This is a genomic window from Streptomyces sp. NPDC017943, from assembly GCF_044328425.1.
Taxonomy (GTDB): domain Bacteria; phylum Actinomycetota; class Actinomycetes; order Streptomycetales; family Streptomycetaceae; genus Streptomyces; species Streptomyces djakartensis_A.
Genome location: NZ_JBIRHH010000050.1, coordinates 1 through 5,178, shown reverse-complemented (window position 1 = coordinate 5,178; position 5,178 = coordinate 1). Strand labels below are relative to the sequence as shown.

The window sequence follows — 5,178 nt, the reverse complement described above, 5'->3', positions numbered from 1 at the left end:
GCGGCTCGATCCGGTCCCACATCGCATCGGTGATCATCAATCGGACAGGCACATCCGATCAACTGATCAACCCATCAAAGAGACACGACCTAGCCGTCAGGTGCTGGAGGCCTCGGTCGATCCGATGCCGGAGGCGATGAGGTTGAAGACCCGCTCGTCTCCTCGGACGTCTTCCAGAATCGGCGTCCACAGGCGCCTACGCCCCTCGCCGAGGTGGCTCGTGAGGGTGTAGAGCTCGACGAGGTAGCCGGGCATGGCACGCCCCCAGCACTGGTCGTTGTCGTTCCACTCCGTAAGGACTTGCTCCAACTCCGGCAGGCTCAGGAAGCCTGCGCACGGAAGGACGGCCTTCTCCGCAACTTCCTGCCCGCGGTCAAAGGAGCCCACGTCCTTGAGGAGGGCCGGAAGGAACGGCGTGAAGTAGGGGTCGGGGCGCTGCGCGATGATGTCTGCGCGGGGGATGTACCAGAGCTTGGAGAACGCTTCGATGAGCGCGGGGAGCGTCGCACGGAGCTCGGGGTGGGCGACCATGGCCAGGGCCTGGGCCTCGGCGGTGGTGATCTCTTTGTACGGCGCCCGGTTCCCGATCGTCTCGATCTTCGCGTTCAGGAGATTGCGCACGGGAATGCCCAGGGAGGCCCAGAAGGCGGGGAGGTCGCCGAGCCGACCGAGTGCCTGAAGTTGGACGGAGGGTTCGGCCGTCTCAAGGCGGGCCATTTGCTTGGCGACGGCCTTCTTGACGAGGTCGGCATCGCGTTCGGCGAAACTGCGCAGGCACTTGGCCATCCGGTCGGCGAACTTCTCCGGTTTGATTTTGATCGCGGGGTCTTCGATCGCGAGGACAGCGAACTTGGCCGCGGCCTCGACGACCTTGGACCTGGCGCTGGGACGAACGCGGTCGAAAAAGGTGTGAGTGAGGTACTCAGTGTCGTAGACGAAACCGGGGTCTACGACGTGCTTGAGGAAGCTGCCGACGATCTTGCGGCCCTGGCTCGGAGGATGGATGAGAACGGCCTCCAGCGCGGCCACGAGGTGGGCGCGGGCGTACTCCATCGTCGGCTCGTAGAGCTCGCCGAGGGGACGGATGGACGGATGTGCACACAGGTGACGGTCGTCGCGGATCCGCTCCAGCTGCTTGCGCTGGGTGAAGTCGATCAGCTCGAGCTTCTCCGCCGTGTCGAGCAGAGTCTTCTTCAGGGCGAGCATGATCGGAATCGCTTCGGACTCCGCACTGCCCTGCGCTCGCTCCACATCGGCAACCAGGTCCTTCGCGTGGCTCTCGCCCTCCTCATGGAGGATCTGGGCCTAGGCGATGAGGTCGGCGCAGACAGCTGTCCAGGTCAGGACGATCGCGCCGCGGGCCGAGCCGGAGACGTAGCACCGGTACGCCTCGCTGACGAGGGGACGCAGGTCCGGATTGAACACGCGGTTCACGCGCTCTTCAAGGTCGATCATGTTGCCCCTCCGGCGCGCCCGTCCCACTTGCCCCCGGAATGATCTCACCACCGCTCCGGTCCCGGGCCGACGTCCCCATTTGCTATGCACTGGTACCAGCACATAGCTACAGTTGCTGGCATGGGAAAGCAGACGAACATCCGCCTGGATGAAGAGGTCAAAGCAGCCGCCGAGGACCGGGCCAAGCGCCGGGGCCTGAGCTTGCAGGGGTACGTGGCCGACCTGATCGAGGCGGACGTGAATCAGTCCCGCGCGGCCTTCATGGCCGGCGCCGCATCGTTCCTGGCCGCGTACACGGACGTGTTCGATGCGGAAGTCGGTGAGGACCGGTACCCCGGCCTCCCGGACACTCCGGCGGAGACGGCACCGAGGGACGCCGCGTGAACCTCCGCATCGACCTCGCGTGGATCCTGGCAGTGGCGCAGCAGATTCCGGGGGATCCGCAGGTTGTCGACTACGGCGTCCCCGTCGCGGCGGAGGCACGTCACCGGGCGGAAATCCTTGACCGCGAGGTCTACCCCGAGCCTCATCACAAGGCTGCGGCGCTGCTGTGCGAGCTGGCGAGAAACCCGAGCCTGGAGATGCGGAATCTGCTGTTCGCGGCCACGGTGACCGCGGCCTACCTGTCGGCGTGCGGGATGCCGGTGGGCCCTGGCCTGGACACCGTTCTCCCGCTGGCCCGCGCCGCCCGGGACGGTCTACCGGTGCGGGAGGTCGCCGCTCAGATCAAGACCTGGACGAGCTGATCGAGCAGGCTTCTCACGCGGTCCGTATCGAGTCAGGGATCCAGGTCATCAACGAGCGTCGGCCGGCCATCCGTATCGGTGAGGCGTGCCGTCAGACCCAGCAGGGCCATCACGGCGATGGAGCCCAGCAGGATGGCCAGCCACCCCACAGTCCACGAAGTGATACGAAGGCGGATCACAAGGGGCGTGAGGAGCAGCATGACGACGAGTGCGCCCGACATGAGAAACCATGAACCCTTCATGATCACCGTTCCGCTGGGGTGTCCGCGTCGTGCACAGCGCGGACGGCGCGGGTTGCGGCGGGGAAGTCAGGGTGGCTCTTCCACTGGTCGGCCATGGCCATGAGCGCGTTGAGAAGGCGGCGGGCCTCGTCGGTGTTGCCCGCGTGAACCGCAGTAGCGAACTCCTGGCTGAGTTCGTGAGCGTCGCGCCAGGACTGGACGTACGCGTCGTGGCCATCCGGGTGTTGTTCGTCCCGGAGATCGTCCTGTCGGTCGCGAACGAACTGGTAGACGCCTACACCGGCCTGCAGATCCAACACTCTTCTCCTCACCGGCGCCGCGAGCGGTCTGTGCCTTGCCCATTCTCCTCTACGCCTGGCATCGCACCTTCCAACCGCCAGCCGACGTAACCGGTTTCGCTGCCAGCAGCCGCGTTGGCCGAACGGAGACCGACGAGTCACTCCTGGCCGGCCGTGATACGGGCCTGGTCGGCGATCGCCTCCGCGGCACCCAGGGTTTCCAGGGGAGTCGGCATTCTTCGAATCTCCGTTGCTTGCGGACGCTCGCGCAAGCAGGTGCGCAGCACGTCGGCAGGGGTCGGCCTCGAAGGATCGCAGAACCGGCTGCAGGCGATCTTGCGCAGTGCCGAGGAGGGTGCACCAGTCGTCGTGGCCATCGGGCCAAACGCCGCACAGCGGGCCGATCCAGCGGTCGAAGTGGCCAGAAAGCTGGGAGTGGGTGGCGTAGCGGAGCATGGTCACCCTTCGGGACGTGGGGGCCACGAGCTGTTCACCAGCGCCGTAGGTCTTTGCGTAGCTGTTCGTACCAGCTGCGGCGATGCCGGTCGGCGTCCGAGGGCTCGGGGCCGAGGGCGACGACCTGGTCGGTGATGTCGTAGGTGAGGCGGTAGAGCAGGACGCGGGTGGCGGTCTCCAGCCACTGGTCCGTTGCTCGCGCGGGTGGTGCTGCTCCGAGGACGGTAACGAACCAGGCGGGCAGCAGTGCGCGGCTGCTGACGGCGTCAGCCAGGCCGCTACGCAAAGCCATCGTGAGGCGCTTCTCAGCGCGGTCGCCGGCCGACATCGCTGGCTGTTTGTCCGCGCGGGCCGAGGCGTCGTTCGCCAGGGCGGTCGCGGACGCCTCTGCATGTGGGGCCTGTCGGGCAAGGTTCTGGCGAAGTCTTGCCTCTTCGGCGATTGCTGTGCGGAGCCGACCCGCGGCCTCGGAATGACCGGTGGTGCCGTAGCGGCTGGCTGTGAAGGCGCCGGTAGCGTCGACGACTGCTGCGAGCGCTGTCCGGTGCCTGTCGGCTGTTTCCCGGTGGTGCCGGACGCGCACCTGGTGGGTGTGGCGGTCGTGGTCGCCCAGGAGCAGGCTACGGGCGTTCCAGCCCTTCAGCATGGTGCGGGCGAGGGCGTGCTGGTCTTTGGTGTAGGTGTCCAGATCCGCGGCGGGCACTCCTCCAGAGACCTTGAGCTGGCCGTCGAGCAGCCGCACGTGCTGCGTGAGGCGTTTGATGGCCTGCTCTGTGTCTTCGATGCGGTCGCCCAGCTCCTCTTCAACCTTGTCGATCTTGTCGTCGCACCCGGAGATGTCGCTGCGGATGTCGCGCAGCTCGTAGTCGAGGTCCTCGGTATAGCCGAACTTGCTCTTCAGGCTCTGGTGTTCGCTGTCGAGGTCGTCGATTCGCTGGTCAAGATCGCGGAGGCGGCGGTCGGTATCCCGCAGGCGGCGGTCGAGGTCCTCGGTCACTTCTTCGCCCCCTGCTGTGGAGCATCTGCACAGGCTCCGCCGATCAAGGCCCAGCCGATGAGGACGGCGATGATCCACCAGGCGGACAGCACTCCCAGGGCGACAAGGATCACGAGTACGCACAGGGCGTGCAGAGCGAAGGCGATCACGCGTTGCTGCTTGTGCTGCTGGACCGTCACCTTGATCGACCACCCCAGCAGCGTGGCCAGCACGTGGGGTATGAGCAGCAGAAGCCACCAGGCAGTGCGGTCGAGGACGAGGACGGCGGTGATGAGCGTGATGGACACTGCGGTCTGACCTCGCCACGACCAGCGCACGATCTTCGCGCTCCGCAGCCGCTGCGGCTCGGCCAGCCGGGTCGGCAGCGTCTGCTCGAACGCGAGGAGTTCCTCGGCTCTTTGCACCATGGCGGTGTACTGGCCGTCGAACTCCGCGTCGTCGAAATCGAGTTCTTTGACGCGAGCGTGCCGCGCGGCCAGGTCCGAGGTCATGGCCCGGTGTTCCTCGTGCAGGTCGCGTTCCGTCGCGGCCGCTGGATCCCCCCTCTTTATCCAGCGCGGTATCTCCGCCGCTCATGCCGCGATCATGTGTGGTCAGGCGGCAGACCGAGTATCGCCCCCGCGGGTTCGTGGCATTCAGCGTTGGGCCAGGCTGTGTGATCTTTGCCTTAAAGGGCCGGTGAACTGCTGTCTGCGGCTGGCCGCGTACGCGTGCCGACCCGCCCGCCGGGCGGACGGCGGCTGGTCGCGGTGGACGGTGGAGCACGAGCGTCTGGTGCCAGCGACCGCGTCTGCCGTGAGCGTGGGCAGAGCACGCGGCGGGCAGCGTAGCGGTTCAGGCGATGTTCACGCCTCCGAAGATTCTCGGGTCGTATCGGAGCCCGTGAGCGGACTCGGTGCGGTCGGTTTTACTGATCGTTTCAGAATGAGTTGACGTGTGGGGCTTGGGAGTTGGGCTTGATGGCGGCAGAGTTCTTCGAGTGCCGGATGATCTTGTGCCTGATG

Annotated in this window: 8 protein-coding genes; 2 read left to right on the top strand and 6 right to left on the bottom strand. The window is 66.4% G+C overall.

The window, feature by feature from the left end:
* Window positions 1–96: 96 nt before the first annotated feature.
* Together ACH4C6_RS35795 and ACH4C6_RS35790 are read right to left on the bottom strand one after the other, a co-directional pair.
* Window positions 97–1,251 carry a hypothetical protein gene (locus tag ACH4C6_RS35795; protein ID WP_398112766.1) on the bottom strand — a complete coding sequence of 385 codons (1,155 nt, stop codon included), beginning with the start codon at window positions 1,249–1,251 and terminating at the stop codon, window positions 97–99.
* A gap of 54 nt (window positions 1,252–1,305) precedes the next feature.
* Complete coding sequence (locus tag ACH4C6_RS35790) at window positions 1,306–1,455, bottom strand: hypothetical protein (protein WP_398112765.1); 150 nt, start codon at window positions 1,453–1,455, stop codon at window positions 1,306–1,308.
* Window positions 1,456–1,575: 120 nt separating this feature from the next.
* Here ACH4C6_RS35790 and ACH4C6_RS35785 point away from each other — a divergent pair, with 120 nt between their 5' ends.
* Complete coding sequence (locus tag ACH4C6_RS35785; protein WP_381490899.1) at window positions 1,576–1,839, top strand: hypothetical protein; 264 nt, start codon at window positions 1,576–1,578, stop codon at window positions 1,837–1,839.
* Window positions 1,836–2,201, top strand: coding sequence for a hypothetical protein (locus ACH4C6_RS35780; protein WP_145830443.1), 366 nt, complete (start codon window positions 1,836–1,838; stop codon window positions 2,199–2,201). Before ACH4C6_RS35785 ends, ACH4C6_RS35780 begins: the two co-directional genes overlap by 4 nt.
* A gap of 32 nt (window positions 2,202–2,233) precedes the next feature.
* Here the strand turns inward: ACH4C6_RS35780 and ACH4C6_RS35775 are convergent, their stop codons facing one another.
* The 4 genes from ACH4C6_RS35775 to ACH4C6_RS35760 all read right to left on the bottom strand — a co-directional run bounded on the left by ACH4C6_RS35775 (window position 2,234) and on the right by ACH4C6_RS35760 (window position 4,665).
* Window positions 2,234–2,422 (bottom strand): hypothetical protein, encoded by a 189-nt coding sequence (locus ACH4C6_RS35775; protein ID WP_398112764.1) that lies wholly within the window; start codon window positions 2,420–2,422, stop codon window positions 2,234–2,236.
* 23 nt (window positions 2,423–2,445) lie between these two features.
* Complete coding sequence (locus tag ACH4C6_RS35770; protein ID WP_398112763.1) at window positions 2,446–2,739, bottom strand: hypothetical protein; 294 nt, start codon at window positions 2,737–2,739, stop codon at window positions 2,446–2,448.
* Window positions 2,740–3,211: 472 nt separating this feature from the next.
* Entirely contained in the window at window positions 3,212–4,174 is a 963-nt protein-coding gene (locus tag ACH4C6_RS35765; protein WP_398112762.1) for a hypothetical protein, read from the bottom strand.
* A complete protein-coding gene (locus tag ACH4C6_RS35760) occupies window positions 4,171–4,665 on the bottom strand; it encodes a hypothetical protein (protein ID WP_398112761.1) in 495 nt (164 codons plus the stop codon). Before ACH4C6_RS35760 ends, ACH4C6_RS35765 begins: the two co-directional genes overlap by 4 nt.
* Window positions 4,666–5,178 lie beyond the last annotated feature (513 nt).